We start from the raw sequence: 21,206 nt of genomic DNA on the forward strand, positions 1-21,206 counted from the left end.
AAACGGACAGCACTATTAACGCGCAGTTATTCACCACGCTCAACTGCAATCTGTAACAGAGTGAGATCTCACGGTCAGATAAAGCGGCTGAGGAACGCCTGGGTACGCGGATGCTGCGGATTGCCAATCACCTGCTCTGGCGGTCCCTGTTCCACCACCACGCCACCATCCATGAACACCACGCGATCGGCGGCTTCACGCGCAAAGCCGATTTCATGCGTCACCACAATCATGGTCAGGCCGCGATCGGCTAACGTACGCATTGTAGCCAGCACTTCCCCCACCAGTTCCGGATCCAGTGCCGACGTCGGTTCATCGAACAGCATCAGCAGCGGTTTGATCGCCAGCGCACGGGCAATCGCCACGCGCTGCTGTTGTCCCCCCGACAGATGCCGCGGCCAGGCGTCGGCTTTATCGCTCAATCCGACCGTTGCCAGCAGCTCACGCGCGTGTTGCAGCACCTCATCGCGTGGGAACTTGTGCACGCCAATCGGCGCTTCCATGATGTTTTGCAGTACCGTCATATGGGGATAGAGATTGAACTGCTGAAACACCATGCCGATTTTCTGCCGCTGATGGGCAATTTTCCGCGCCGACAGGCGATGCAGCAAGCCGCGCTTTAGCGCGTAACCAATCTGCTCGTCGCCCACCATAATCGAGCCGGCATTCATCTCTTCCAGATGATTAATGCAGCGCAGAAAGGTCGACTTGCCTGAGCCCGAAGGCCCGAGAATCACCACCACTTCGCCCGGAAACACATCGAGATCGATGCCTTTCAGCACCGCGTTATCACCGAAGCTCTTTTGCACATTACGCGCACGCACCAGCGGCTGAATCTCGCTCATACGTCCTCCTTTAAACGCGGGGCCGCGGCCAGCGCCGTGTCACTGCTGGCGCGTCGTTTGTTCATCACCACGGTACGTTTGCTGCCGCGCGCGTAGTAGCGCTCAATGGCTGACTGGCCGACGTTGAGGATCGAGGTAATCAGCAGATACCAGATCACCGCCACCATCAGCATCGGAATGATTTCAAAGGTACGGTTATAAACGGCCTGCACCGAATAGAGCAGATCGCCCATCGCGATGACGCTCACCAGCGATGTGGCTTTGATCATGCTAATCAGCTGGTTGCCGGTCGGGGGAATAATGGCGCGCATCGCCTGTGGAATGATGATACGCCGCAGCGCGCGGCTGCGGCTCATGCCAAACGCCTGAGTGGTTTCAACCTGACCGTGATCGACCGACAGCAGGCCGGCACGGATAATCTCCGCCATATAGGCAGCCTCGTTGAGCGCCAGACCGGCGATGGCGGCAGTCAGCGGCGTGATCAGATCGTTAGTATTCCAGCTGGCAAAGGTGATGTCCGTCCAAGGCACGGTGATCGAAAGCGTGGGAAACAGTGTCGACAGGTTGTACCAGAATATCAGCTGCACCAGCAGCGGCGTACCGCGAAAGAACCAGATGTAGAGCGCCGACACGCCGCTCAGCAGTTTATTCTCTGACAGCCGCCAGACCGCCAGCAGCAGCCCCAGCAGGGTGCCCAGCACCATCGACACCACCGTCAGCCCGAGCGTCACCTGCAGCCCTTTCAGCACCGAGCCTTCGGTAAACCACTGCAGCACCACGTGCCACTCAAAATTGGGATTGGTCGCCACCAGCCACAGACCATTCGCTGCCAGCGTCAGGACCACGATCCAGCTAACCCAGCGTCCATACGCGGGCGCGCTACGGGCAAAAGCGACGTCGCGCTGCGGCACGTCCCCCTGATCCGTGGGGCGCGCGTTGGGGCCGACGGCACTCATTTTGCCGTCTCCTGCGCCAGGTTACGTCCCGGCTGCGGCAGCATGTTGCCGTCCAGCTTCCACTTTTTCATGATGGCCGCGTAGGTGCCGTTGGCAAACAGTTCTTTGTAGGCATCCAGCACCACCTCACCCAGCGGCGAGCCTTTGGGAACGACCGTGCCCTGAAAGATATCGCCAAAGCCGTTTTTCTGCCCCTGACCAGACAGTTCAAGCTGCCCCTGCGCCTGCTCAATGAAATAGGTCAGCGGCGCCTGCGAGGAGAAGAAGGCATCCGAACGCTTCGAGCGCACCGCCAGTATCGACGAAGGCTGATCGGTAAAGGACTGCACTACGACTGCAGGTTTGCCCGCAGCCTCACAGGCGGCTGACTGTTTGCGGATCACCTGCTCCGCCGAACCGGCCGCCATCACCGCAATGCGCTTGCCGCAGGTATCTGCCAGACCGTTGATGTGCGCCGGATTGCCCTTCTGCACGCCAAACACCACAAACTCCTGCACGTAGTCGATGAAGTCCACCTTCTGCTGGCGATCCGGATAATCACCTATCGGCCCGATGGCCATCTGATAGCGTCCGGAATTAATGCCGGCCAGTACGCCGGACAGACCGCTCACCGTCGCGTGTTCAATTTTCACGCCCAACAGCTGGCCGAGCGCCACGGTAAGATCGGCCGAGGCGCCATCCATTGAGTGCGGCCCGTTAACGATCTCATACGGCGGAAAGGAGCCGTTGTTTACCGAGATCATTTTGCCAGCCTGCTTGATCTGCGCGGGCAGTCGATCGTGCAGCGCCTGATCCATTTTTTGCGTCGGAATGGCGTCCGCTGCCTGGGCGACGCTCGCCGTCAGGCCGGTCGCCAGCGCGATGGCGGTTAAAAGCATTTTCATCAGTCAGTTTCCCCCAGGCAGGTCAAAGTGATTGCAATTCCGGACGGGCAAAGCGGCGATTTTCCAGTACCGGCAGCACGCTGCGGGCGTAGGCGATGCGGGCCGGATCCAGTTCGGCAAACACCAGTGCGGCGCACTCCGGTGCCTTAGCAATCACCACGCCAAGCGGATCGATCACCAGACTGTTACCAATGTTGCGCGGCCCGCACTCGCCTACCGCCACCATGTAGCAGGTGTTTTCCAGCGCGCGCGCACTGGTCAGCAGTTCCCAGTGCATCTCCTTCAACGGTCCTTTTACCCAGGCGGAAGGCAGCACCAGCACGTCGGCACCGTCCAGCACCAGCCGGCGCGCCAGTTCGGGAAAACGCACGTCGTAGCAGGTCATCAGCCCGACTTTCATGCCAGCCACCTCAACCAGCGGCGGCACGGCATCACCCGGATTGACCCGCTGCGACTCCTGCATGGCGAAGGCATCGTACAGATGCAGCTTGACGTACTGCGCGATGATTTCGCCATTACGCACGGCAATCAGCACGTTGTGCGCTTTGTTATCCTGCGTCGGCACGTGCACGCTCATCATGGTGGTCAGCGCGTTACCTTTGCTGGTTTCCAGCAGCTGACTGACAAACGGCCCGTCCAGCGGCTGTGCGGCTTTTAACACCAGATCGGGATCGGCGATATCGCGCGCCAGCACGCCTTCCGGCAGCACCAGTAGATCGGCGCCCGCCGCCAGCGCATCCTGCATCAGACCGCGACAAATGGCAGTGTTCTCCTGCCATTCGCGGCTAACGGCGAACTGCCCCATGGCTACTTTCATCTTCACTCCCCTCTGGCCGCCGCCGGGAAAATCTCCTCCGGCGAGAGCAACGTTGTGGTTAAGCCCTGCTGAAACAGCTCACGGGCGAAGTCGGCAATCATCCTTTTGTTAGCGGTAAATCCGTTTTGATTCCAGTCGGCAGGCAATTCCTGCGCGGTGCGTCGCAAATCATCCAGCAGCCACGGCGTGGTATCCGCGTACTTCTCGCGTTTGCGCATCCACAGCTGATACGCGCGATCGATCACCTCGCTCAGCGCCTGCGGCAGCCACGGATGCGCCGCCGCCAGCGCCGGCTTCAGCGCCAGCAGATGAATACCGGGCACATAGCCGACGCGGTTGAAGTAGTCGCGCTCGGCACTGACGAAATCCGCCTGCAGCTGGCGCAGACCGGAATCTTTCATGAAAAAACCCTCAGGCATAAACGGCGTGAACACCGCATCCAGCTCGCCGGCTTTCAACAGTTCAATCAGCGGACGCTCGTCCGGCGCCGGTTCGATACGGCCCGGGCGACCAAATCCCGCCAGCCGGTCAACAACGGGATGATCAGCGGTCAGGCGTCCGGCAAACCAGAAGGCGTCGTTGATATCGACGCCCGCTTCGCGCAGCACGGTGCGCGTCCAGGTATTACCGGAGTCCTGCCAGCCGGTAACGCCGATTCTTTTGCCTTTCAGCTGGGCCGGCGTGGTGAGCGGGCTGGCGGTGGTGGTGATGATGCAGCGCTGGCGAAAGCCACGCATCAGAAAGTGCGGCAGGCCGAGCAGTGAATCGTCGCCGCGCGCCCGTGCCTGCGCATAGCGGCTGAACGACACCTCACCGCCTTCGTAGTGTTCACTGCTGGCCAGGTTATCCACCAGCGTGCCTACGCGGTCAATGACCAGCCTGAAGCCCTGTGGCTGAATATCGCCCAGCGCCAGCGGCGTGAAGTAATCCCAGTCGCGCACCGCCAGTCTGATAGTGATCATCGTTGTGCTTCTCCGTTTGTTCAGCCGCCACGCTGGCGCTGTGCATTTTTTCTGCAAATTGTGCTTGAATTTGAGTCTAAAACGCGAATACTAATCTGAACAATCATTTCTTTGTTACTGAACAAAGCTTTTTCTTATGACGCAAATTGTGGATGCAGAGTGGCTCAGCCAGCAGATTAACGACGCCTCGGTAAAAGGCATTACCCTCGCCGCGTCAACATTGATACGCGACGGACAGATTGCCGTAGGCATGCAGATGCCGGCGGTGCGCGATTTGGCGGAGCGGCTGGGCGTGAGTCCGGCCACGGTATCCGCGGCCTGGGCGCAGCTGAAAAAGCAGAAAGTGCTGGCGGGTAAAGGGCGAAGCGGAATCTGGGTGTGCGGCAACAGTGTGATGCCGCGACCGGTCCGCTTTGAGAAAATTGGCAACTATGGTGAAAACGTCAAAGCCGCGCTGGCGATGGCTGCGCCCGATCCGGCACTGCTGCCGGACCTGCGCCCGGCGATGCTGGCCGGGCTGGCGTCACCGCAGCTGAATAGCTATCAGCGTGAGGCGATTTCGCCACAGCTGCAGGCGGCCATTGCGCCGCGCTGGCCCTGTCCGGCGGAGGCGTGGCTGGCGACCGATGGCGGCTTTGATGCCATGAACCTGATAGTGCAGACGCTGCTGTCACCCGGCGATCGGGTAGTGATTGAAGATCCGACCGCGACGCGTCTGCTGGATATGCTCGACAACATCGGTGCCGAGATCCTGCCGCTGCCCGGTGATGAGCAGGGACCGCTGCCTGAGGTGATGGCGACACACTTACAGAAAGCGCCAGCGATGTTCATTTATCAGCCACGCACCCACTCAGCGACCGGCTACAGCGTCAGCCAGCAGCGCAGCGAAGCGCTGGCGCAGGTGCTGGCGCAGAGTGCCACCCTGATTGTCGAGGATGACGGCATCGGCGATTTGTCGCGCTGGCCGGTATGGAGTCTCGGCCGCCACTATCCGCAGCGCACGCTGCACGTGCACTCCTTTTCTAAAGCCTACGGCCCGGATTTGCGGCTGGCGGTAGTATCCGGCACGGCAGAACTGGTGAAACGGCTGCAGTCGTGGCGTAACTTCGGGGTCAGCTGGACCAGCCGTATTCTGCAGGATGCGGTGGCCTGGATGCTGAGCGATGCGCCCACCCAGCAGCGCATACAGCAGGCTAAAGCCACGTATGCCGCGCGCCGTCAGCAGTTGCTGGCCGCACTGGCGCGGCGCGGGCTGGTACAGGAAGATCGCGACGGCCTGAGCGTGATGCTGTCGGTGGCGTCAGAGCAGTATGCCATGATCACCCTCGCCGCCCGGGGTATCACCGTGCTGCCAGGCGAACGCTGCAGCATCAACAGCGGACAGTTCATTCGCGTCAGCATTGCGCGGCTGCCGGCCGATCAGCTCGACAGCATCGCCGATGCGTTAGTGATTGCCTGCGGACGCGAGCTTAATATCAGCCCAGATCTTTGATGTGATAGCGTGGCGATTCAACGTAGCCTTCTCGCGCATAAAACTGGTTGGCTTTCAGTCGCGAGGCGTGACAATGCACTTCCATGCGGTCGCAGCCGCGGGCGCGCGCCAGTTGCTCGGCGTGGTTCAGCAGTTGCTGGCCGCTGCCTTTACTGCGCTCGCCCTCGGCGATACAGAAATAGCTGATGCGCGCGAAATCGCCCGCTAATGCCAGCTGCGGAATGAAGTGCAGCGAAAGAAATCCCAGCACCTGGTTACCGTGTTCCGCCACCAGCAACGTCTCGTCGGGATGGGCGCACAATTGCGCCAGCCGATCGCTGATAAATTTTTCCGTGCCGCGATAACCCAGCTCGGTTAACAATGCACTCAGGGCAAAGCTGTCTTTGGCCTGTGCTTCACGTATGTTCATCCTGCCTCCTCCGTTCCCTGACTGCTGTTATATAGCGTTGCCGCTGAAAAATCTGCAAGTAAGCTTTGTTATGAGTATGTTACGGGAATTATCTGTGAGCGACGCCGCAGAATGTGCCTTGTCATGCCGCTGTCACGCTGGCTTAAGGCTGGCTTAATCTTGCTTTGCCATGCTGGCATAAATGAAGTTGCGAGGCATGGCACATGAAGAATCTGGTACCGCACTGTTTAAATGAATGGCTGGCGCTGTCGCTCAGTACGCTGGTGATTATCGCCTGGGCCATTAGCTGGTGGCAGGGCTGAAAAAAGCACAAAAAAAACCCGCCATCAGGCGGGTTTTTAAAATTCTGACTGTTAACTTACAGAGCGGTAACGTTAGCAGCAGATGGGCCTTTAGCGCCGTCGGTGATTTCAAACTCTACACGCTGACCTTCAGCCAGAGTTTTGAAGCCGTTGCTCTGGATAGCAGAGAAGTGTACGAATACATCTTTGCTGCCATCTTCTGGAGTAATGAAACCGAATCCTTTGGACTCATTAAACCACTTAACGTTACCTTTGATCTTGGACATCTATATTACCTTTACATGAAAAATGGACACTAAACTGTGTCGGCATCTAGTACAGCAATTGCAGTGACATTTGTCCAGCGCGAATTGATGAAAAAGTGATAAATATTGATTTTTTCCATGCCCTTCACACTTTCTGCGCATCTTCAGAGATTAAAACTGAAATCTTAACCAGGCAAAATAGACGTTGCCGTTGTTATAAGTACCTGGAATATAAGTCATTTGGAAGGTTGCCGGGCCATACCCTATCGAAGCCAGCGGCAATACCAGCGGAACCGGGATATATCGCCAGTTATCCCTGGCCGTCACGCCTGCGGTGTAACCGGCGCCCAGATGGAAATTCTGATCGTTTAGCGGTCGCCAGGTCGCTTCCCAGCCGTAGCCGGCGATGGGCTCCCACTTGTTAAAAGAGTCTTTGAACGCCATGGCATACAGGCCGTGCCAGTTGCCCTTTTCATCCCAGCGCGAAACGCCACCGCCCGCGCCCCACGGCCGCTCGTTGTACTTTTTGATGTGTTCATCATCGTAAGTAAAGCGGTTGTGCCAGGTGATAGCCGGGACGTAAAGATCGTAATTTTGCGGTTGTGTCCAGGTTTGCGCCACGTTATCGGAGAAGGTATTCCAGCCCGATTTAATCGCTTCGCCTGTGGTTGCCGCTGGTGTCGAAAAAGAGACCGATGAAGTCAAAATACAGCCGCAAAAGGCTGCAGAAATACGCCAGTTCACAACAATGCTTCCTGTTAAATCATCCTGTATCCGGCAGTCACCGCGTAGCGCCACATCGCGCCGCACCGTGCTGCCGTGGGTTAATGGCTGATGCCACGAGCGCGTACAGCGCGCGCGCCACGATGGCGCCAGTCGCACCCGGCTCTGCTGGCAATCAGCTGGTTAATTTTACCTCACTGCGCGAACGGAGTCGAAACGGCAAATAAACAAAACGCAGAGGGTAAAAGGTGCAGAAAATGCACCGCTCAGTTGATGATTACTTAGGGTGATTACTTAATATTCAGCAACTTATCCGTAGAAATTGATTTCATGAATAAATTAATAAAATTTATCAATTGAACTCACCCGATGATTGAGATAAATCTCATCACTCCAGGACGGAGAGAGGAGGAACTGAGATGACAATTCGTTGCAGCCGCTGCGGTTGCGCCAAATTTTTTTATACAGTACCCGGCAAGGAAAAGGTCGACGATCCCGATCATCACGGCGCCTGTTGCGCCGCGTGCGGCAAGCCGATCAGCCTGCGCGATGTGATCCCGCTGTCATCCCTGCAACCGGCTTCTGCCGCCCGTCACGTTGAATAATGTTTTCAGGCACCCGCCGGGTGCCTGAACGCGTCAGAAAATCAGTTTAAACACGCCAGTAATCGTCAGTAACCCGACAATAAAGATGATGGCAATAATCCACAGTATTATTTTCATAGTTCGCTCCTTCAGGATGAAAAATAACGCATCGTGCATTCAGTATAGATGATTATTCCGGCTTCGCTGGACGCTGAGAGCGCGATCCCAGTCACTTGCCTCAGAGACTGTTGCCTGCTCTTTTTTTCTGCGAGCCCGGTCGCAGCTTATCGCTTAAGTTGCTATCCCGCCGCACGCGTAGCGCGCTGATTGTCTAAAATTACAGCGCCTGTAGCAGGCCTCAATTGTTCGCTATGTCTACGTAACAAGGAGATAATATGAGCACGATTAATACCAGCATGGGTCGTTACAGCCTCAAGGCAAAGGATTATGGCAGTCACATTCGTGGCAGCATTGCGATTAATGACGAAGGCGGTACGCAGCTCACCCTGCAAGAGTTTGATGAGCATTATCTTGACGATGTCGTCAACAACGTTATTTATCCAATCACGGGTGGGAACCGTGAAATTGCACGCGCACTGCGTGAACAGATGGTTAAAGCCGGCTTCGAACAGCCGCACTGAGTTTGTTGGGCCACGTGTTGTGGCCCTTTATCAGCCCTTACTTGCGGTTATTATCCATTTCAGCGCAGGATGCTCTCTCCCCCCATAAGGAGATTAACCGCGTGACTGAACTGCATCGTGTTTCCCCTTCCCGCTTACATCAGTTTGTTCAGGCTATCTGGCTGCATGCCGGTAGCAGTGCCGAAGAAGCGCGCCTGGTGGCTGACCATCTTGTTGCTGCTAACCTCGCGGGCCATGATTCCCACGGCGTCGGTATGATACCGAGCTACATGGCCTCGCTGACGCAGGGCTTTCTCCAGCTCAATCAGCACGTCAGCATCGAAAAAGACGCTGGCGCGGTCCTCACCCTTAATGGCCAGAAAGGCTTTGGCCAGGTGGCCGCGTACGAGGCCATGCAGCACGGCATTGAGCGGGCGAACAGGTTTGGCCTCGCGGCGGTCGGCCTGCATCATTCGCACCACATTGGCCGTATCGGACACTGGGCGGAGCAGTGTGCCGCAGCGGGCTTTATCTCCTTTCACTTCGTTAATGTGATGGGCGATCCGATGGTGGCGCCGTTTAACGGCAGCGATCGCCGCTTCGGCACCAATCCGTTCTGCGCGGTGTTTCCGCGTCGCGACGGCGAACCGCTGCTGCTGGACTTTGCCACCAGCGGCATCGCCTTTGGTAAAACGCGTGTGGCGTATAACAAAGGTCAGCTGGTCGCGCCGGGCTATTTGCTTGATGCGCAGGGCCAGCCGACCACCGATCCGGGCGTGATGCATCAGTCGCCGTATGGCGCGCTGACCGCCTTCGGCCTGCATAAAGGCTATGCGCTGGCGACGATGTGCGAAATCCTTGGCGGCGCGCTGTCCGGCGGTCGCACTACGCATGACGCCACGCTGCTTTCCGGCACTGACGCCATCTTCAACGGCATGACCACCATTATCCTGAACCCTGACGCGTTTGACGCACCGGCGATGCAGCAGGAAGCCGAAGAGTTTCTCGCGTGGGTCAGGCGTTCACCGCAAAGTGGTGAGGCAGAGATTCTGGTGCCAGGCGAATGGGAAACGCGCAACCGGGCAGCACGTGAACGCGAGGGCATTCCGCTGGACAGCAACAGCTGGCAGCAGATTTGCGCAGCGGCACGCCAGGCTGGCATGCCGGAGGACGAACTGGCGGCCTTCCGCGCCTTAGCGCAGTAAGCCGCCGGGGCTGAGGCGCGGTGCCTCAGCCGGTTACAGCGCAGCGGACAGCAGCAAACAGCCCAGCAGACCGCACACCGAGATGATGGTTTCCAGCGCCGACCACGAGCGAATAGTTTCACCGATGGTCAGGTTGAAGTACTCCTTGAACAGCCAGAAACCCGGATCGTTGACGTGCGAGAAGATGACACTGCCGGAACCGACGGCAATGACCATCAGCTCCGGGCTGGCGCCGCTGGTGGCAATCAGCGGTGCCACAATGCCGCCGGCGGTAATCGCCGCGACGGTGGCTGACCCCAGCGCAATACGTAGCACCGCTGCAATTGACCACGCCATAAAGATTGGCGAGACGTTGGTTTCGTGCATCATGCCGGCGATGTATTTATCCACGCCGCTGTCCACCAGCACCTGTTTGAAGGCGCCACCGCCGCCGATGATCAACAGCATCATGGCGATGATTTTGATCGAGTCAGTGATGGTGCCCATCACCTCATCCATGCTGCGGCCACGGTTAAGGCCAAAGGTGAAGATGGCAATCAGCACCGCAATCAGCGTCGCCATGATTGGATCGCCAAAAAATTCCGCGTACGGCAGCAGCACATGACCTTTCGGCAGCAGCATTTCTGCCACGGCACGCAGCGCCATCAGGATCACTGGCACCAGCGCCGTCCACACGCTAACACCAAAGCCTGGCATCTCCGCTTCACTGAAAGTTTTCGGGTTCCACAGCCCTTCCGGAATCGGCTTATCAATGCCTTTCAGAAAACGCGCATACACCGGCCCGGCCAGAATCACCGTCGGAATACCCAGCAGCGTACCGTACAGCAGGGTTTTCCCCATGTCGGCATTAAATAACGTGGCGATCGCGGTCGGGCCCGGATGCGGTGGCAGAAAGCCGTGCGTGACGGATAAGGCGGCCGCCATCGGCACGCCGACATACAGCAGCGGCACGCGCGCCGATGCGGCAATGCTGAACACCAGTGGCAGCATCAGCACGAACCCGACTTCATAAAACAGCGCAAAGCCCACGGTGAAGCCGGTGAGCACCAGCGCCCACTGAATGTGCTTCTGGCCGAATTTTTCGATCAGCGTGGTGGCGATACGCTGCGCACCGCCGCAGTCGGCCAGCAGTTTCCCCAGCATCGCGCCAAAGCCCATGATCAGCGCCAGGCTGCCCAGGGTACCGCCGACGCCGGTTTTGATCGATCCAATCACTTTATTGACCGGCATGCCCTGCATCATGCCCACCGCCAGTGCCACCAGAATCAGCGCGATGAAGCCGTTAAGTTTGAAGCGAATCATCAGCAGCAGCAGTAACGCCACGCCAATTGCCACATAGAGTAATGGCATAATTTTTCTCCACTTTTGCGCTCGGCGTATTACCGGCAGCGGTTTGTTGTAATGGGACAAAGGGGTTATCAGTGCCAGATGTTTCAGAATGCGACATCCTGTTACCGGTATCATGTTAAGGGTAACATTGACGGGAAAGCACCTGGTGCAGCGGGTGAATTTCTGTTTTGCGAAGGTGATCAACTTTTTGTCGGAGGGTTATCAGAATGTTTGCCCCGGCAGCGGCGTGGCTTTTGGTTACACTAGCTGTTTTATGCCAACCGATAAGGATCTGCAGGTGAGTGAGAATCTGATTGAGCTGTACAGTAATCAACAAACCCTGTTTGGCCGTGGCAGCATCGACCGCCTGGTCCCGCTGCTGGCGGCGAATCCGCAGCCCACGCTGCTGTTCTGCGGCCGCTCATTTCTCAATAGTCCGGCGTGGGCACGTCTGGGCGCGACGCTGAACGATCACATTCTGGGCTATGAAATTGTCAGCCATGAAGCCTCGCCAGACGAGATCGATGGCTGGGTGACGCGCTGGCGTGGCCACGTCGATCGCGTTGTTGCCATCGGCGGCGGCAGCGTGCTGGATGCGGCCAAAGCCTTTGGCGCCATGATGCAGCATCCGCTGAATATCGCGCGCTACCTCGAAAAAATTGGCGATACGCCGGTACAGGCGGTCACGCTGCCGCTGATCGCCATTCCTACCACCGCCGGCACCGGCAGCGAAGTCACGCAGAATGCGGTGGTGACCGATCAGCAGCACATTAAGGTGAAGGCCTCGCTGCGCCATCCGGTATTTGTGCCGCAGGTGGCGATTCTCGATCCCGATCTGCTCAAAGGAGCGCCGGATCGCGTGCTGGCTACCTGCGCCATTGATGCCTTTACCCACCTGTTCGAGGCTTATCTGTCACGCAAGGGCAACCTGTTCAGTCAGCAAAACGCGCTCAACGGGATGCAACTGTTCATGCAGGCGTGGCCGTACCTCAATCAGGACGACAGCCGCGGCGATGCGGCACGTGAAGCGATGATGATGGCATCATGGCTCGGCGGCATCAGCCTGAGCAGCGCGGGTTTGGGGGTGATCCACGGTATTGCCGGCGAGTTGGGGGCGATTAAACCGTTCCATCACGGCGAAGTCTGCGGTCGTCTGCTGTTCCCGTTCCTTGATGTACTGGCGGAGAGTGCGCACCCCGAACAGCAGCGGCTGATGGCGGCGCTGGCTGAACGCCTGCTGCCCGATGAAACGGCACCGCCGGCGCTGGCGCTGAAAGCCTGGCTGCAGCAGCAGGCTATCGTGCCGTTCTGGCTGGAAGGACCAACCCTTGCTGCGGAAGAGGTCGACTGGATTGTGGCGCGCGCCAACAGCAAAAACGGCTGGGTCAATTATGATCCCGCCACGCTCACAGAGATGATTACCGCCGCGTGGCGCGTCGTCTGAGCCTTTCGGGCAGCGCAGGCTGCCCGTTGCTTATTCAGCCAGCAAACGGCCCTTCCCCCGCCAGCATCTGCTCAATCACCTGCAGTACGCCTTCCTGGTTATTGGACGGTGCGCCGTAGCGCGCAGCGTCTTTGACCCGCTGCGGCGCATTCTGCATGGCAAAGCTGAAGCGCGACTGCACCAGCATCTCCAGATCGTTGCCGCCGTCGCCAAACGCCAGCACCTCATCGCTGCTGATGTCCCAGCGCTGCTGCAGCAGGCGCAGCCCGTTGGCTTTGTGCAAGCCGGGCACAATCAAATCCACCGAGCCGTGCCCGCTCGAGGTCGCCGCCGCCGCGCCCTGATGCAGACGCTCAATATCAGCCATCAGAATATCGACATAATCATCGGACAGATTCAGCGCAAACTTGAACAGCCGGTCATCGCCCACGTCAGCGAGGCTATCGATCGCCTTGAGGCGATGGCAGTAGTGACGCATTTTGACCAGCCACTGCTCATCCATGGTGTTGAAGTGATAAGCGCTGTTGCGGCCGCAGAGGATGTATTTCAGGTTGGGATAGTTACCGCGCTGCAGGGTATCGAGCACGGCATTGACATCCTCACGGGAGAACGCGCCGCAGAACAGCTCCTCATCCCTGTCGAGGATCCACGCGCCATTTTCGGCGACAAAGGCGATCTCACTGGCGATGTCGGGAAAGAAGGATTTGAGCTGGTAATACTGATTACCGCTGGCGACCACAAATTTGATGCCGCGCCGCGTCATCTCCTGATAGCAGGCCTGAAAACGTGCCCGGTTGTACTGTTTTTTATCGTCGAGAAAGGTGCCGTCCATATCCACCGCCACCATTTTTACCATGGTCATCATGACTCCTTAACGCGTTGAAAGGAAAAACGGGTTGTCCAGAGAATAACCTGGTGAGCGGTGAAAGCGGAGAGAAACACGGATGGCCGTCGCCATCCGTGCGGCAGGATTAATTAAATGCGTTATTCAGCAAAATGGCGGTGATAATGCCGGTCGCGGCCGCCACTAACACATAATTTCCGTCGATAAAGGCCCAGTGCTCGCCGCGCGGCGGCTCATACAGACCGCGTGCCCGCCAGTCATCGACGCGATAGTGTGGACCGCGAAACTCCGGCGGTGCCGGATAACCACGGCGAAAATCATGACCGCGCCAGGCAAAGCGATCGCCGCCACGATGTCCCTCCGGCATACGGTGGTCAGCATAGTGATCGTGACGATCCGGGCCCGGTCCGCGATCGTGGCCAAAGTCACGACGGTCATGATGATCGGGACCCGGGCCGCGATCCTGATGGCGGTCGCCGCCGTGCGGGTCCCAGCGATGGTCACCGGGACCGTCGGCCCAGGAGACGCTGGAAAACAGTGTGCTGCATGCAATAAATGACGCAATAATCGTAAGTGTTGTTTTTTTCATGGTGTTACCTCCAGGGATAACGGCAGTCTGCGCGCCGTTGAGGCTTACTATTACCTAAACAAAGCTAAAACAGCATTTCCAAAACTCTTAAAAATCGGTGACTTACAATACATTACGCCAGGTTAGCGCTTTCTTAACGATTGTGGAGACTTTATGGTGGCGTGGCACGATAAGGCTGGCAGGGAAATAAGCAGTTAATTCAGCGGGAATAAAGAAAACCCGATCGCGGGGATCGGGCGGACAATGCTATTTCCATAAAAAGCATAAAGCGGGGAAACCCTGCTAAAAAGAGGGTAAAACTGAAGCACACAACGCCACATCACTAGCATTGCCCGGAAAGAATAACATTCATCAGGGAAAAATACTTTCAGAAAACTTCTATTTTCAGAAAAAACCGTAAAAAACTTCATGACAGCAAAAATAACCATCAAACATAAATAACGCGAAAGGAAATAAGGTCCGTGCTCTGACCAGCTGTCGCTAGGAAATATAGTCAGCCCGTATAAAACATCACCACAAAATCATAATAAATTGAATTTAAACGATAAAAATCAATCCATACCATTTTTTAGTTATGCCGCTATTTAAGCCGACCGGCAAACTAGCTGGCCGGCACATTTCATTGATAACGAGAGCCCTATTGCTGTCCTGGCAATTAATCGATGTGCGTGATTAATATAACGCTAATTTTTCACTGCACTGAAGCGTAAGGTTAAATAACCAGCAAGCGGGCGCACAATAATTATGCGCCGGCTATTAATCCAATTGCGCTGGCGAATTTAGCGGGGTGGCGCAGAAACAGGATATCGCTGAGTTGCAGCCGGATGGCGCAGCAGCGCCTGCGCCGGACGTATCGGCCGCCGTACCAGCTCACCCGCACAGTTCGGGCAGTGCTGCGCCAGCACGCCTTCCGCGCAGTCAACACAAAATGTGCACTCAAACGAGCAGATGCGCGCATCAGGCGAGGCCGGCGGCAGATCTTTATCGCAGCATTCACAGTTAGGACGTAATTCCAGCATGGCACTCTCCTGTCAGGGGTCAGGGCTATCATCGCCGCCGCCGCCCTTGCGCGCCAGCCTGTGAGCGGACATCGCGCGGACAGATCGGGACAGCTTTTCATCCTGCACGCCTTGCCTTGCGCGCTAAAAACATTACATTCCGCAAAAGCCGTTCTATAGTTCATTCGCTACGTTTATCTGCGAGGCTTTTGCATGCGTGTTAAAGGGTTAAATATCGGTTTCTTTATAGTGATTCTGGCGATTGTCACGATCGCCTTTTTTGATGTGCTGGCGCCCTATTTCTCCGCCATTTTGTGGGCGGCGATTCTGGCGGTGATCTTTGCGCCACTGAAATCACTGCTGCGGCGTAAAATGGGCGACCGCAACGGGCTGGCCTCTTTTGTGACCTTACTGATTATCTGCCTAATCGTGTTTACGCCGCTGGCAATCATCACCTCGTCGCTGGTGGTTGAGATCAATACGGTGTACACCAAGCTGCAAACCAATTCCGCGCAGTTCCCGACGGTGTTTGCCTCGCTGCTGCAGCATCTGCCGGAGTGGGCACAAACCTGGCTGGCGGATCACGATCTGAACAATGCCGCACAGATTCAGCAAAAACTCTCCGGCTTTGCGCTGAAGGGCGGACAATATATGGCGGGCAGCGTATTCCTGATCGGTAAAGGGACCTTCACCTTCACCGTGGGCTTTGGCGTGATGCTTTATCTGCTGTTTTTCCTGTTGAAAGACGGCGCCTGGCTGGTCGGGCTGATTCTCGAAGCGCTGCCGCTCTCCACCTATGTTAAGCACCATCTGCTGATGAAATTTGCCGCCGTATCGCGCGCGACGGTCAAGGGCACGGTGGTGGTGGCCGTGGTTCAGGGGGTGCTTGGTGGCTTTGCCTTCTGGATCACCGACATCGACGGCAGCCTGCTGTGGGGTGCGCTGATGGCGTTCCTGTCGCTGATCCCGGCAGTCGGCTCGGCTATCGTCTGGGTGCCAGCGGCCATCTTCTTCTTCGCCACCGGTGCGCTGTGGAAAGGCCTGTTCCTGGTGGGCTTCTTCGTTATCGTGGTCGGGCTGGTGGACAATATCCTGCGTCCGCTGCTGGTCGGCAAAGATACCAAAATGCCGGATTACCTGATCCTGATTGCCACGCTGGGCGGCATGGAAGTGTACGGCATCAACGGCTTCGTGATTGGCCCCTTGATCGCTGCCCTGTTCATCGCCTGCTGGAATCTGCTCTCCGGCCGCGACAACCGGGAAAACGTCGAAGAGATCGACGAAGAGTTTATCGAAGAGGGTAAAACCCGCGAGTAGCGATAAGCAGCGGTACAACAGCTAAAGACCTGCTGACGGGCCACTATCGCTCACTGGCAGGCTCATCCGAAGCGGCGCTTTAAAGCGCCGCTTGTCTTTTCAGCGCAGCCGCTGTGCAGCGCTCAGCCCGGACGTTTCACAATTTAACCCATGCTGCTAAGGTGTCAGAGGACAATCGCGACAATCTGGAGCGTATAATGCTTACAACAATAATTTACCGCAGCCACATCTCTGAAGATGTTCCCGTCAATATCCTGCCGGAGATGGTGGCAAAAGCGAGTCTGCTCAATGCAGAGCATCATGTTACCGGCATCCTGCTGTTTAACGGCACGCACTTTTTTCAAATCCTGGAAGGGCCGGAGCACGGCGTTCTGGCAATCTATGCCCGCATCTGTGCCGACCGGCGCCATCACAATGTGGTCGAGCTGATGCGCGACTACTCGCCTTCGCGGCGTTTCGGTAATGCCGGCATGGAGCTGTTCGATTTGCGTAATCACCACAGCGGCAGTGTGCTGCAGGCGGTGCTTGATCGCGGCACGTCGAAATATCAGCTGACCTATGACGATCGCGGGCTACAGTTCCTCAGAACCTTTGTCGAAGCGCGTGAAAAAGAGAACTACTTTGAAGTGCCGCCAGCTGATTGCTGGGAGTTCATCCCCGCGGAAGGGCAATCTCCCGCGCCGGCCAGTGGCGTCACTTTCCGCCCTGTGGTTGATCCCCTCGGCCGTGAAGTGACGGCCATTGAGGCGATTCCGCACGCGCAACCCGCCGGATTAAAGGAACATGAGCGTTACACTCATGACCTCAACGTGGTGACAGACGCACTGCATAAAGCCGGCCAGGCCTGTCCCGATGGCATGACGCTGTATATCAGTATCCTGCCGATGACGCTGGTTTATCTTCCCGATGCGGTAAGTCAGCTGGTCAGCGCCATCGCGCAGGCGGAGCTGGTGCCGCAGCAAATCATTCTTGGCGTGAGCGAAACGGAAGTCATCTCCCGGCTCGAAGACTTTTCCACGGCGGTCAGACAGCTGAAAGAAGCAGGCATCAGCCTTTCAATTGATAACTTCGGCGACGGCTCGGCCGGTCTCTCTTTACTGGCGCACGTCCAGCCTGACCGGGTACGTATCGGCGCAAATATTGTACGTGATATTCATCGTAGCGGCCCGAAGCAGGCGGTGATGCAGGCGGTCATCCGCTGTTGTTCGGCGCTGGAAATCAACGTCATTGCGGCCGGCATTGAGCGTCCCGAAGAGTGGATGTGGCTGGAGGCGGCCGGGATCATCGATTTCCAGGGCAGCCTGTTTACGCCTGAGGGCGGCGCCGTGGCATGGCCTGAGAGCCGCGAGGCGATCTGAAAGCGGTTAAGCCTGACGACGCAGAACCTCTGAAGAGATAAAACGTCAGGCTCACAGGAGAAGACAATGCTGAGCGATGCCCGACTGCAGTTTATATCCAGCCATCCGGAGGAGAACGAACCGGAGGCGGTCTCCATGGCGCGCGAGTTACTTCGGTACCGCAGTGCGCTGGCGCAGCCATGGGCTGTGGTGGAGGGGCTGGGTGTGAAGTACGTGGAGGACGGTAACGGGGCGATGATCTGGCCGGCGCGTTACTGCGAACGCGGCGACACCTTACTTTATCGTCTGGATCAGGCGGCTTCAGAGGTCAGCGGGCGCGCTGAAGCCGCGGAACCCGTCAGAAAGTAGCGCCGTGATAGCCGGCGCGAACGCAAATGTCATCCTCTTTGCAACGCCGGCAACTCAATATGCTGATCATTGCGCCGATAACCCGCGTCCGGCATCTTTTAGCGGAGTTTGATGTGCTCAATGTGTCCGGGTGAGATTCCTGTGGTAAGCTCATTGCCCTAACCGCAGCCGGACAGACTGATGAAAAACAATTTTGACGATAAAATGGCGGATATCATCATCGGAGAAGCCGTAACGGCGTTACTCGATGATAACGTCGCCATAAGCTGGGCGGCCCTCAACGACAGGCTGCAGGCGATGCTTGACCGCGAAACAGACAGTGACCGCATTCGTGCTGTGCTGCGTGTCATTGAGGACGTCAGACGGGAAATGGAGATGAGCGCGGTGAAGAAAGAGGCGTTCACTGCCGGGCATTTTTCTTTTTCCGGCAAGCTGCACTGATCGCTGCCTGACAATCTGCCGCGCCTGACGCTGTGGTTTCTGCTATACTGTATGCTTATCCACCAACGGATGGAGGTCATTTGAGCGATGACACTACCGCCGAAGATATCTACGCCGTTATTGGAACGGTTGTGGCGCGCCTTCTTAAGCCGGACCAGCACCTGACACTTCAGGACATTACCCATGCACTGCATCATCTTGGCGAAACGGCAAGCGAAGATGAATTGCGGCAGGCCTGTTTAAACGCCATCAGTATGCTTGTGAAGCAGATGCACTAAGCTTAATCTACTGCTCCGGCTTACTAACCTTTTCAGAACCCTTCATCATCCGGCGTTCTGCCGACCACGATTTCAAGTACGTTGCGCAGTACATCCAGTTTGACAATATCGGTGGTCATCTCAAGCTCTGAGATGAGATACAGGATGATGGTTTTGCTCGTCACTTTTTGGCCATGGATGACGATGTCGCGAATCACGGCATCCAGTGCCGCGGCTTCGGCCGCATAGCGCTCACCGCCGCTGCGAAAATGGTGAATAAGGGCCGCTTCAGCGCTGAATGAGTGTTCATTGGTTTGCATGTGTCGTTATCCGTAAACCGGGCGCTGCTGACAGCCCGGTGGTCGCCAAAAAAATCGGCCATCCTGAGATGGCCGTGTTATGCCGGGCGTCCTGCCACACTCCGGTTAATCACGAGATCGTATCGTCCCTGTCATTAATGCTTTTTACCAGCCCTGGGTTGTGACATCCCGCCCAGAGCAGCCATCGGCTTTTCACGAATTTCCCGGGCTGCTGACTGCATCTGCAGTTCCCTGATGGCGATCCTGATCGCTTCCAGACGGTCGGGATTAAATTCCTCTGCGGCCATTGACCGGAGCCGGGCTGAAACGGTCGCCACATTGATTCGTTCATTATTATCGAGCAGCCTGACCACCGCCTCGCCCAGAACGATTTCGGTTAAACGTTCAATTTGACTTCTCTGCATGCCCACCCCCTGCGGGACTGTGCCCTTTCGGACAAGTGGCTGACCCTTCCCGGGTCATAAAGCGCATGCTGCAGGTACCACCGATTATCCCTTTTCGTATCAGCGTTCAAACAGCATGCCAATCAGCGTCTGGTAATGACGCTCTTCTTCATAATTTGCCGCGACCTCAAGGCGTCTCAGCAGTTTGGTGCAGATCGCCTTACGGTTGAGGTTTTTTCCTGCGCGCAGGATCTCAACGACAATCTGCCCCAGCGTTTCCTGCTGAGTAGGTGCTGTCGCTCTGCTGAAATAGCGGGCAATCTCACTGGCGCTGTCTGGAAATTTTGCAACATTCTGACGCATGATGAACCCCTCGAATGGTTAAAATACCGTCGCTTCTCTCTGTGCGTAAACTTATACAAAGAAATAAAACTTGTACAGCAATACTGTTTCTTTATTAGCTACGTTCTTGTGCAAAAAATGCTAACACCTTAATCTCAGGGGCTTACGTACTGAAATAATCGGCGTAAGGGTTGGGTTCAGCGGCAGGAAAAACGGTATCGGTTTGGACAACCCGCTGATTTCCTGACACGGGGAGAGGATTGTTGCTGTACAGACGATATCGTATCGGTTACTTTGCGCCCTACAAGATGATCGTGTGCTGCAGGTGGACAAATGAGAAACAACGGGCTGCCGCCTTGTCACAATACCGGACTAGCCGGTTACTTCAGTCAGGTCACCGATCCCCGCCAGATTGCGCTACTGGGACGCATCACCGTTGAAATTTTGCGTCAGGAACGTCGGCTGACGCGCACCGCGATCTGTCTCAAGCTTATCGGGCACATCAATGACACGGACGATGACGTCGAAGCGGAACAGGCACGTTCCCTGCTGGCGATGCTGTTTGGTCGCTGATCGTTTGATTCATCCGCTCACCTTCAGCGCGTTGCACATCCGTCGCTAAAGCCCGCATCCGTTGCCACATGCCGCGTTGCCGAAAATCGTTAATACGAGGTTTGATGGTGGTGAAGACGTCATCCCTGACAGTTTTCTCCGGCCGGTACACGCTAACGCGCGTCCGATGAGGTCATCTACGTTGTCGTCTTCCGGCCAGAGCCGGACTACGTCTTATGGCGTCAGTTCTTCTCGTCGTTCAGGCCTGCAAGCGTCTGCAGGTACGGCACATGGATCGCGGCCTGCTCAGCCTCATCAAAGCTTCTGAGCCAGCCGATCGCCTGTGAAATCGCGGACAGGCGTGTGTCGCTGCCGCCAGCGCGTTTCATGTGTCTGAGCTCGTCGATAAGCGTATTAACGCTGATCTTCTTTTTGCCCAAAGCCAGGCTCAGTGCCGCTTCGCCAATAATGACGTGCCCTTTCCCGTCGTGTTGAATAGACAAATTTACTTCCTCCATTTCACGTTGATGAGAACCTCACGTCACACTGTAGACCCTATTGAGCGAACCGGTGCAGGCAAGTTCTGAAATGAAGCCTGTAACAGGAAATATTTAACAGAGTATGGCAATAATGCCGCGGC

The 21,206-nt window shown here is 56.7% G+C and carries 28 protein-coding genes; 11 read left to right on the plus strand and 17 right to left on the minus strand.

Features of this window, described 5'->3' with window-relative positions; translation table 11 throughout:
- Positions 1 to 74 precede the first annotated feature (74 nt).
- The 5 genes from AC6I7J_RS14035 to AC6I7J_RS14055 are packed head-to-tail and all read right to left on the minus strand — an operon-like array spanning position 75 to position 4,464.
- The gene (locus tag AC6I7J_RS14035) at positions 75 to 845 is read right to left on the minus strand and encodes an amino acid ABC transporter ATP-binding protein (protein WP_132465584.1); all 771 of its coding nucleotides are present in this window, start codon (positions 843 to 845) and stop codon (positions 75 to 77) included.
- Positions 842 to 1,801 (minus strand): amino acid ABC transporter permease, encoded by a 960-nt coding sequence (locus AC6I7J_RS14040; RefSeq protein ID WP_132465587.1) that lies wholly within the window; start codon positions 1,799 to 1,801, stop codon positions 842 to 844. The genes AC6I7J_RS14035 and AC6I7J_RS14040 overlap by 4 nt, the downstream gene beginning before the upstream one ends.
- On the minus strand, positions 1,798 to 2,685 hold the full coding sequence (locus AC6I7J_RS14045; protein ID WP_141497072.1) for an ABC transporter substrate-binding protein: 888 nt from the start codon (positions 2,683 to 2,685) through the stop codon (positions 1,798 to 1,800). The genes AC6I7J_RS14040 and AC6I7J_RS14045 overlap by 4 nt, the downstream gene beginning before the upstream one ends.
- Positions 2,686 to 2,707: 22 nt before the next feature.
- The gene (locus AC6I7J_RS14050; RefSeq protein WP_058781249.1) at positions 2,708 to 3,502 is read right to left on the minus strand and encodes a deaminated glutathione amidase; all 795 of its coding nucleotides are present in this window, start codon (positions 3,500 to 3,502) and stop codon (positions 2,708 to 2,710) included.
- 2 nt (positions 3,503 to 3,504) lie between these two features.
- Positions 3,505 to 4,464: a substrate-binding domain-containing protein gene (locus AC6I7J_RS14055; protein ID WP_498005982.1), complete on the minus strand. Its 960-nt coding sequence runs from the start codon at positions 4,462 to 4,464 to the stop codon at positions 3,505 to 3,507.
- Between the two features lie 136 nt (positions 4,465 to 4,600).
- On the opposite strand from AC6I7J_RS14055, the gene AC6I7J_RS14060 reads away from it, so the two are divergent.
- Positions 4,601 to 5,956 carry an aminotransferase class I/II-fold pyridoxal phosphate-dependent enzyme gene (locus tag AC6I7J_RS14060; RefSeq protein ID WP_058775269.1) on the plus strand — a complete coding sequence of 452 codons (1,356 nt, stop codon included), beginning with the start codon at positions 4,601 to 4,603 and terminating at the stop codon, positions 5,954 to 5,956.
- Here AC6I7J_RS14060 and AC6I7J_RS14065 read toward each other — a convergent pair.
- From AC6I7J_RS14065 to pagP, 3 genes are all read right to left on the minus strand, one after another.
- Positions 5,940 to 6,365, minus strand: coding sequence for a GNAT family N-acetyltransferase (locus tag AC6I7J_RS14065; RefSeq protein WP_021508597.1), 426 nt, complete (start codon positions 6,363 to 6,365; stop codon positions 5,940 to 5,942). The two genes, AC6I7J_RS14060 and AC6I7J_RS14065, sit on opposite strands and share 17 nt — an antisense overlap.
- A gap of 358 nt (positions 6,366 to 6,723) precedes the next feature.
- A complete protein-coding gene (cspE, locus tag AC6I7J_RS14070) occupies positions 6,724 to 6,933 on the minus strand; it encodes a transcription antiterminator/RNA stability regulator CspE (RefSeq protein WP_010615627.1) in 210 nt (69 codons plus the stop codon).
- Positions 6,934 to 7,083: 150 nt separating this feature from the next.
- A complete protein-coding gene (pagP, locus tag AC6I7J_RS14075; protein WP_021508599.1) occupies positions 7,084 to 7,656 on the minus strand; it encodes a lipid IV(A) palmitoyltransferase PagP in 573 nt (190 codons plus the stop codon).
- Between the two features lie 398 nt (positions 7,657 to 8,054).
- On the opposite strand from pagP, the gene AC6I7J_RS14080 reads away from it, so the two are divergent.
- Positions 8,055 to 8,240 carry a hypothetical protein gene (locus AC6I7J_RS14080; RefSeq protein WP_058781246.1) on the plus strand — a complete coding sequence of 62 codons (186 nt, stop codon included), beginning with the start codon at positions 8,055 to 8,057 and terminating at the stop codon, positions 8,238 to 8,240.
- 33 nt (positions 8,241 to 8,273) lie between these two features.
- Here the strand turns inward: AC6I7J_RS14080 and AC6I7J_RS14085 are convergent, their stop codons facing one another.
- Positions 8,274 to 8,396: a small membrane protein YohP gene (locus AC6I7J_RS14085; RefSeq protein ID WP_445081475.1), complete on the minus strand. Its 123-nt coding sequence runs from the start codon at positions 8,394 to 8,396 to the stop codon at positions 8,274 to 8,276.
- A gap of 218 nt (positions 8,397 to 8,614) precedes the next feature.
- Between AC6I7J_RS14085 and AC6I7J_RS14090 the strand changes: the two genes are divergently transcribed.
- Complete coding sequence (locus AC6I7J_RS14090; protein ID WP_058781245.1) at positions 8,615 to 8,860, plus strand: hypothetical protein; 246 nt, start codon at positions 8,615 to 8,617, stop codon at positions 8,858 to 8,860.
- Between the two features lie 101 nt (positions 8,861 to 8,961).
- A complete protein-coding gene (locus AC6I7J_RS14095; protein ID WP_058781244.1) occupies positions 8,962 to 10,044 on the plus strand; it encodes a malate/lactate/ureidoglycolate dehydrogenase in 1,083 nt (360 codons plus the stop codon).
- Between the two features lie 33 nt (positions 10,045 to 10,077).
- On the opposite strand, the gene gntT is transcribed toward AC6I7J_RS14095, so the two are convergent.
- Entirely contained in the window at positions 10,078 to 11,394 is a 1,317-nt protein-coding gene (gene gntT, locus AC6I7J_RS14100; RefSeq protein ID WP_021508602.1) for a gluconate transporter, read from the minus strand.
- Between the two features lie 277 nt (positions 11,395 to 11,671).
- On the opposite strand from gntT, the gene AC6I7J_RS14105 reads away from it, so the two are divergent.
- Entirely contained in the window at positions 11,672 to 12,817 is a 1,146-nt protein-coding gene (locus AC6I7J_RS14105; RefSeq protein WP_127833792.1) for an iron-containing alcohol dehydrogenase, read from the plus strand.
- 34 nt (positions 12,818 to 12,851) lie between these two features.
- On the opposite strand, the gene AC6I7J_RS14110 is transcribed toward AC6I7J_RS14105, so the two are convergent.
- From AC6I7J_RS14110 to AC6I7J_RS14120, 3 genes are all read right to left on the minus strand, one after another.
- Complete coding sequence (locus AC6I7J_RS14110; protein ID WP_021508604.1) at positions 12,852 to 13,679, minus strand: Cof-type HAD-IIB family hydrolase; 828 nt, start codon at positions 13,677 to 13,679, stop codon at positions 12,852 to 12,854.
- Positions 13,680 to 13,788: 109 nt separating this feature from the next.
- A complete protein-coding gene (locus AC6I7J_RS14115) occupies positions 13,789 to 14,250 on the minus strand; it encodes an RcnB family protein (protein WP_058781243.1) in 462 nt (153 codons plus the stop codon).
- Between the two features lie 779 nt (positions 14,251 to 15,029).
- Positions 15,030 to 15,269 carry a DUF1272 domain-containing protein gene (locus tag AC6I7J_RS14120; protein WP_058781242.1) on the minus strand — a complete coding sequence of 80 codons (240 nt, stop codon included), beginning with the start codon at positions 15,267 to 15,269 and terminating at the stop codon, positions 15,030 to 15,032.
- Positions 15,270 to 15,461: 192 nt separating this feature from the next.
- Between AC6I7J_RS14120 and AC6I7J_RS14125 the strand changes: the two genes are divergently transcribed.
- The 5 genes from AC6I7J_RS14125 to AC6I7J_RS14145 all read left to right on the plus strand — a co-directional run bounded on the left by AC6I7J_RS14125 (position 15,462) and on the right by AC6I7J_RS14145 (position 18,990).
- Complete coding sequence (locus AC6I7J_RS14125; RefSeq protein WP_058769423.1) at positions 15,462 to 16,565, plus strand: AI-2E family transporter; 1,104 nt, start codon at positions 15,462 to 15,464, stop codon at positions 16,563 to 16,565.
- A gap of 197 nt (positions 16,566 to 16,762) precedes the next feature.
- The gene (locus AC6I7J_RS14130) at positions 16,763 to 17,923 is read left to right on the plus strand and encodes a diguanylate phosphodiesterase (RefSeq protein WP_278427539.1); all 1,161 of its coding nucleotides are present in this window, start codon (positions 16,763 to 16,765) and stop codon (positions 17,921 to 17,923) included.
- Between the two features lie 66 nt (positions 17,924 to 17,989).
- Positions 17,990 to 18,271: a hypothetical protein gene (locus tag AC6I7J_RS14135; RefSeq protein WP_021508608.1), complete on the plus strand. Its 282-nt coding sequence runs from the start codon at positions 17,990 to 17,992 to the stop codon at positions 18,269 to 18,271.
- Between the two features lie 180 nt (positions 18,272 to 18,451).
- Positions 18,452 to 18,712 (plus strand): hypothetical protein, encoded by a 261-nt coding sequence (locus AC6I7J_RS14140; RefSeq protein WP_021508609.1) that lies wholly within the window; start codon positions 18,452 to 18,454, stop codon positions 18,710 to 18,712.
- Between the two features lie 80 nt (positions 18,713 to 18,792).
- Positions 18,793 to 18,990 carry a hypothetical protein gene (locus tag AC6I7J_RS14145; RefSeq protein WP_021508610.1) on the plus strand — a complete coding sequence of 66 codons (198 nt, stop codon included), beginning with the start codon at positions 18,793 to 18,795 and terminating at the stop codon, positions 18,988 to 18,990.
- Between the two features lie 32 nt (positions 18,991 to 19,022).
- On the opposite strand, the gene AC6I7J_RS14150 is transcribed toward AC6I7J_RS14145, so the two are convergent.
- The 3 genes from AC6I7J_RS14150 to ycgZ form a co-directional block, all read right to left on the minus strand.
- Positions 19,023 to 19,289 carry a biofilm development regulator YmgB/AriR family protein gene (locus AC6I7J_RS14150; RefSeq protein WP_058757917.1) on the minus strand — a complete coding sequence of 89 codons (267 nt, stop codon included), beginning with the start codon at positions 19,287 to 19,289 and terminating at the stop codon, positions 19,023 to 19,025.
- A 134-nt stretch (positions 19,290 to 19,423) separates the two neighbouring features.
- Positions 19,424 to 19,693, minus strand: a complete 270-nt coding sequence (locus AC6I7J_RS14155) for a hypothetical protein (protein ID WP_058757918.1) — start codon at positions 19,691 to 19,693, stop codon at positions 19,424 to 19,426.
- 99 nt (positions 19,694 to 19,792) lie between these two features.
- Entirely contained in the window at positions 19,793 to 20,035 is a 243-nt protein-coding gene (gene ycgZ, locus AC6I7J_RS14160; RefSeq protein WP_021508613.1) for a regulatory protein YcgZ, read from the minus strand.
- A gap of 312 nt (positions 20,036 to 20,347) precedes the next feature.
- Here ycgZ and AC6I7J_RS14165 point away from each other — a divergent pair, with 312 nt between their 5' ends.
- Positions 20,348 to 20,587 carry a biofilm development regulator YmgB/AriR family protein gene (locus AC6I7J_RS14165; protein WP_021508614.1) on the plus strand — a complete coding sequence of 80 codons (240 nt, stop codon included), beginning with the start codon at positions 20,348 to 20,350 and terminating at the stop codon, positions 20,585 to 20,587.
- A gap of 221 nt (positions 20,588 to 20,808) precedes the next feature.
- On the opposite strand, the gene AC6I7J_RS14170 is transcribed toward AC6I7J_RS14165, so the two are convergent.
- On the minus strand, positions 20,809 to 21,069 hold the full coding sequence (locus tag AC6I7J_RS14170) for a hypothetical protein (protein WP_498005988.1): 261 nt from the start codon (positions 21,067 to 21,069) through the stop codon (positions 20,809 to 20,811).
- Positions 21,070 to 21,206 lie beyond the last annotated feature (137 nt).

It is taken from the genome of Type-C symbiont of Plautia stali (assembly GCF_059730935.1).

What these genes read in the sequence shown, in the direction of transcription:
- AC6I7J_RS14035 (WP_132465584.1), bottom strand. Translation starts at nt 845, where the DNA reads ATGAGCGAGATTCAGCCGCTGGTGCGTGCGCGTAATGTGCAAAAGAGC.
- AC6I7J_RS14040 (WP_132465587.1), bottom strand. Translation starts at nt 1,801, where the DNA reads ATGAGTGCCGTCGGCCCCAACGCGCGCCCCACGGATCAGGGGGACGTG.
- AC6I7J_RS14045 (WP_141497072.1), bottom strand. Translation starts at nt 2,685, where the DNA reads ATGAAAATGCTTTTAACCGCCATCGCGCTGGCGACCGGCCTGACGGCG.
- AC6I7J_RS14050 (WP_058781249.1), bottom strand. Translation starts at nt 3,502, where the DNA reads ATGAAAGTAGCCATGGGGCAGTTCGCCGTTAGCCGCGAATGGCAGGAG.
- AC6I7J_RS14055 (WP_498005982.1), bottom strand. Translation starts at nt 4,464, where the DNA reads ATGATCACTATCAGACTGGCGGTGCGCGACTGGGATTACTTCACGCCG.
- AC6I7J_RS14060 (WP_058775269.1), top strand. Translation starts at nt 4,601, where the DNA reads ATGACGCAAATTGTGGATGCAGAGTGGCTCAGCCAGCAGATTAACGAC.
- AC6I7J_RS14065 (WP_021508597.1), bottom strand. Translation starts at nt 6,365, where the DNA reads ATGAACATACGTGAAGCACAGGCCAAAGACAGCTTTGCCCTGAGTGCA.
- cspE (WP_010615627.1), bottom strand. Translation starts at nt 6,933, where the DNA reads ATGTCCAAGATCAAAGGTAACGTTAAGTGGTTTAATGAGTCCAAAGGA.
- AC6I7J_RS14080 (WP_058781246.1), top strand. Translation starts at nt 8,055, where the DNA reads ATGACAATTCGTTGCAGCCGCTGCGGTTGCGCCAAATTTTTTTATACA.
- AC6I7J_RS14085 (WP_445081475.1), bottom strand. Translation starts at nt 8,396, where the DNA reads ATGCACGATGCGTTATTTTTCATCCTGAAGGAGCGAACTATGAAAATA.
- AC6I7J_RS14090 (WP_058781245.1), top strand. Translation starts at nt 8,615, where the DNA reads ATGAGCACGATTAATACCAGCATGGGTCGTTACAGCCTCAAGGCAAAG.
- gntT (WP_021508602.1), bottom strand. Translation starts at nt 11,394, where the DNA reads ATGCCATTACTCTATGTGGCAATTGGCGTGGCGTTACTGCTGCTGCTG.
- AC6I7J_RS14110 (WP_021508604.1), bottom strand. Translation starts at nt 13,679, where the DNA reads ATGACCATGGTAAAAATGGTGGCGGTGGATATGGACGGCACCTTTCTC.
- AC6I7J_RS14115 (WP_058781243.1), bottom strand. Translation starts at nt 14,250, where the DNA reads ATGAAAAAAACAACACTTACGATTATTGCGTCATTTATTGCATGCAGC.
- AC6I7J_RS14120 (WP_058781242.1), bottom strand. Translation starts at nt 15,269, where the DNA reads ATGCTGGAATTACGTCCTAACTGTGAATGCTGCGATAAAGATCTGCCG.
- AC6I7J_RS14125 (WP_058769423.1), top strand. Translation starts at nt 15,462, where the DNA reads ATGCGTGTTAAAGGGTTAAATATCGGTTTCTTTATAGTGATTCTGGCG.
- AC6I7J_RS14130 (WP_278427539.1), top strand. Translation starts at nt 16,763, where the DNA reads ATGCTTACAACAATAATTTACCGCAGCCACATCTCTGAAGATGTTCCC.
- AC6I7J_RS14135 (WP_021508608.1), top strand. Translation starts at nt 17,990, where the DNA reads ATGCTGAGCGATGCCCGACTGCAGTTTATATCCAGCCATCCGGAGGAG.
- AC6I7J_RS14140 (WP_021508609.1), top strand. Translation starts at nt 18,452, where the DNA reads ATGAAAAACAATTTTGACGATAAAATGGCGGATATCATCATCGGAGAA.
- AC6I7J_RS14150 (WP_058757917.1), bottom strand. Translation starts at nt 19,289, where the DNA reads ATGCAAACCAATGAACACTCATTCAGCGCTGAAGCGGCCCTTATTCAC.
- AC6I7J_RS14155 (WP_058757918.1), bottom strand. Translation starts at nt 19,693, where the DNA reads ATGCAGAGAAGTCAAATTGAACGTTTAACCGAAATCGTTCTGGGCGAG.
- ycgZ (WP_021508613.1), bottom strand. Translation starts at nt 20,035, where the DNA reads ATGCGTCAGAATGTTGCAAAATTTCCAGACAGCGCCAGTGAGATTGCC.
- AC6I7J_RS14165 (WP_021508614.1), top strand. Translation starts at nt 20,348, where the DNA reads ATGAGAAACAACGGGCTGCCGCCTTGTCACAATACCGGACTAGCCGGT.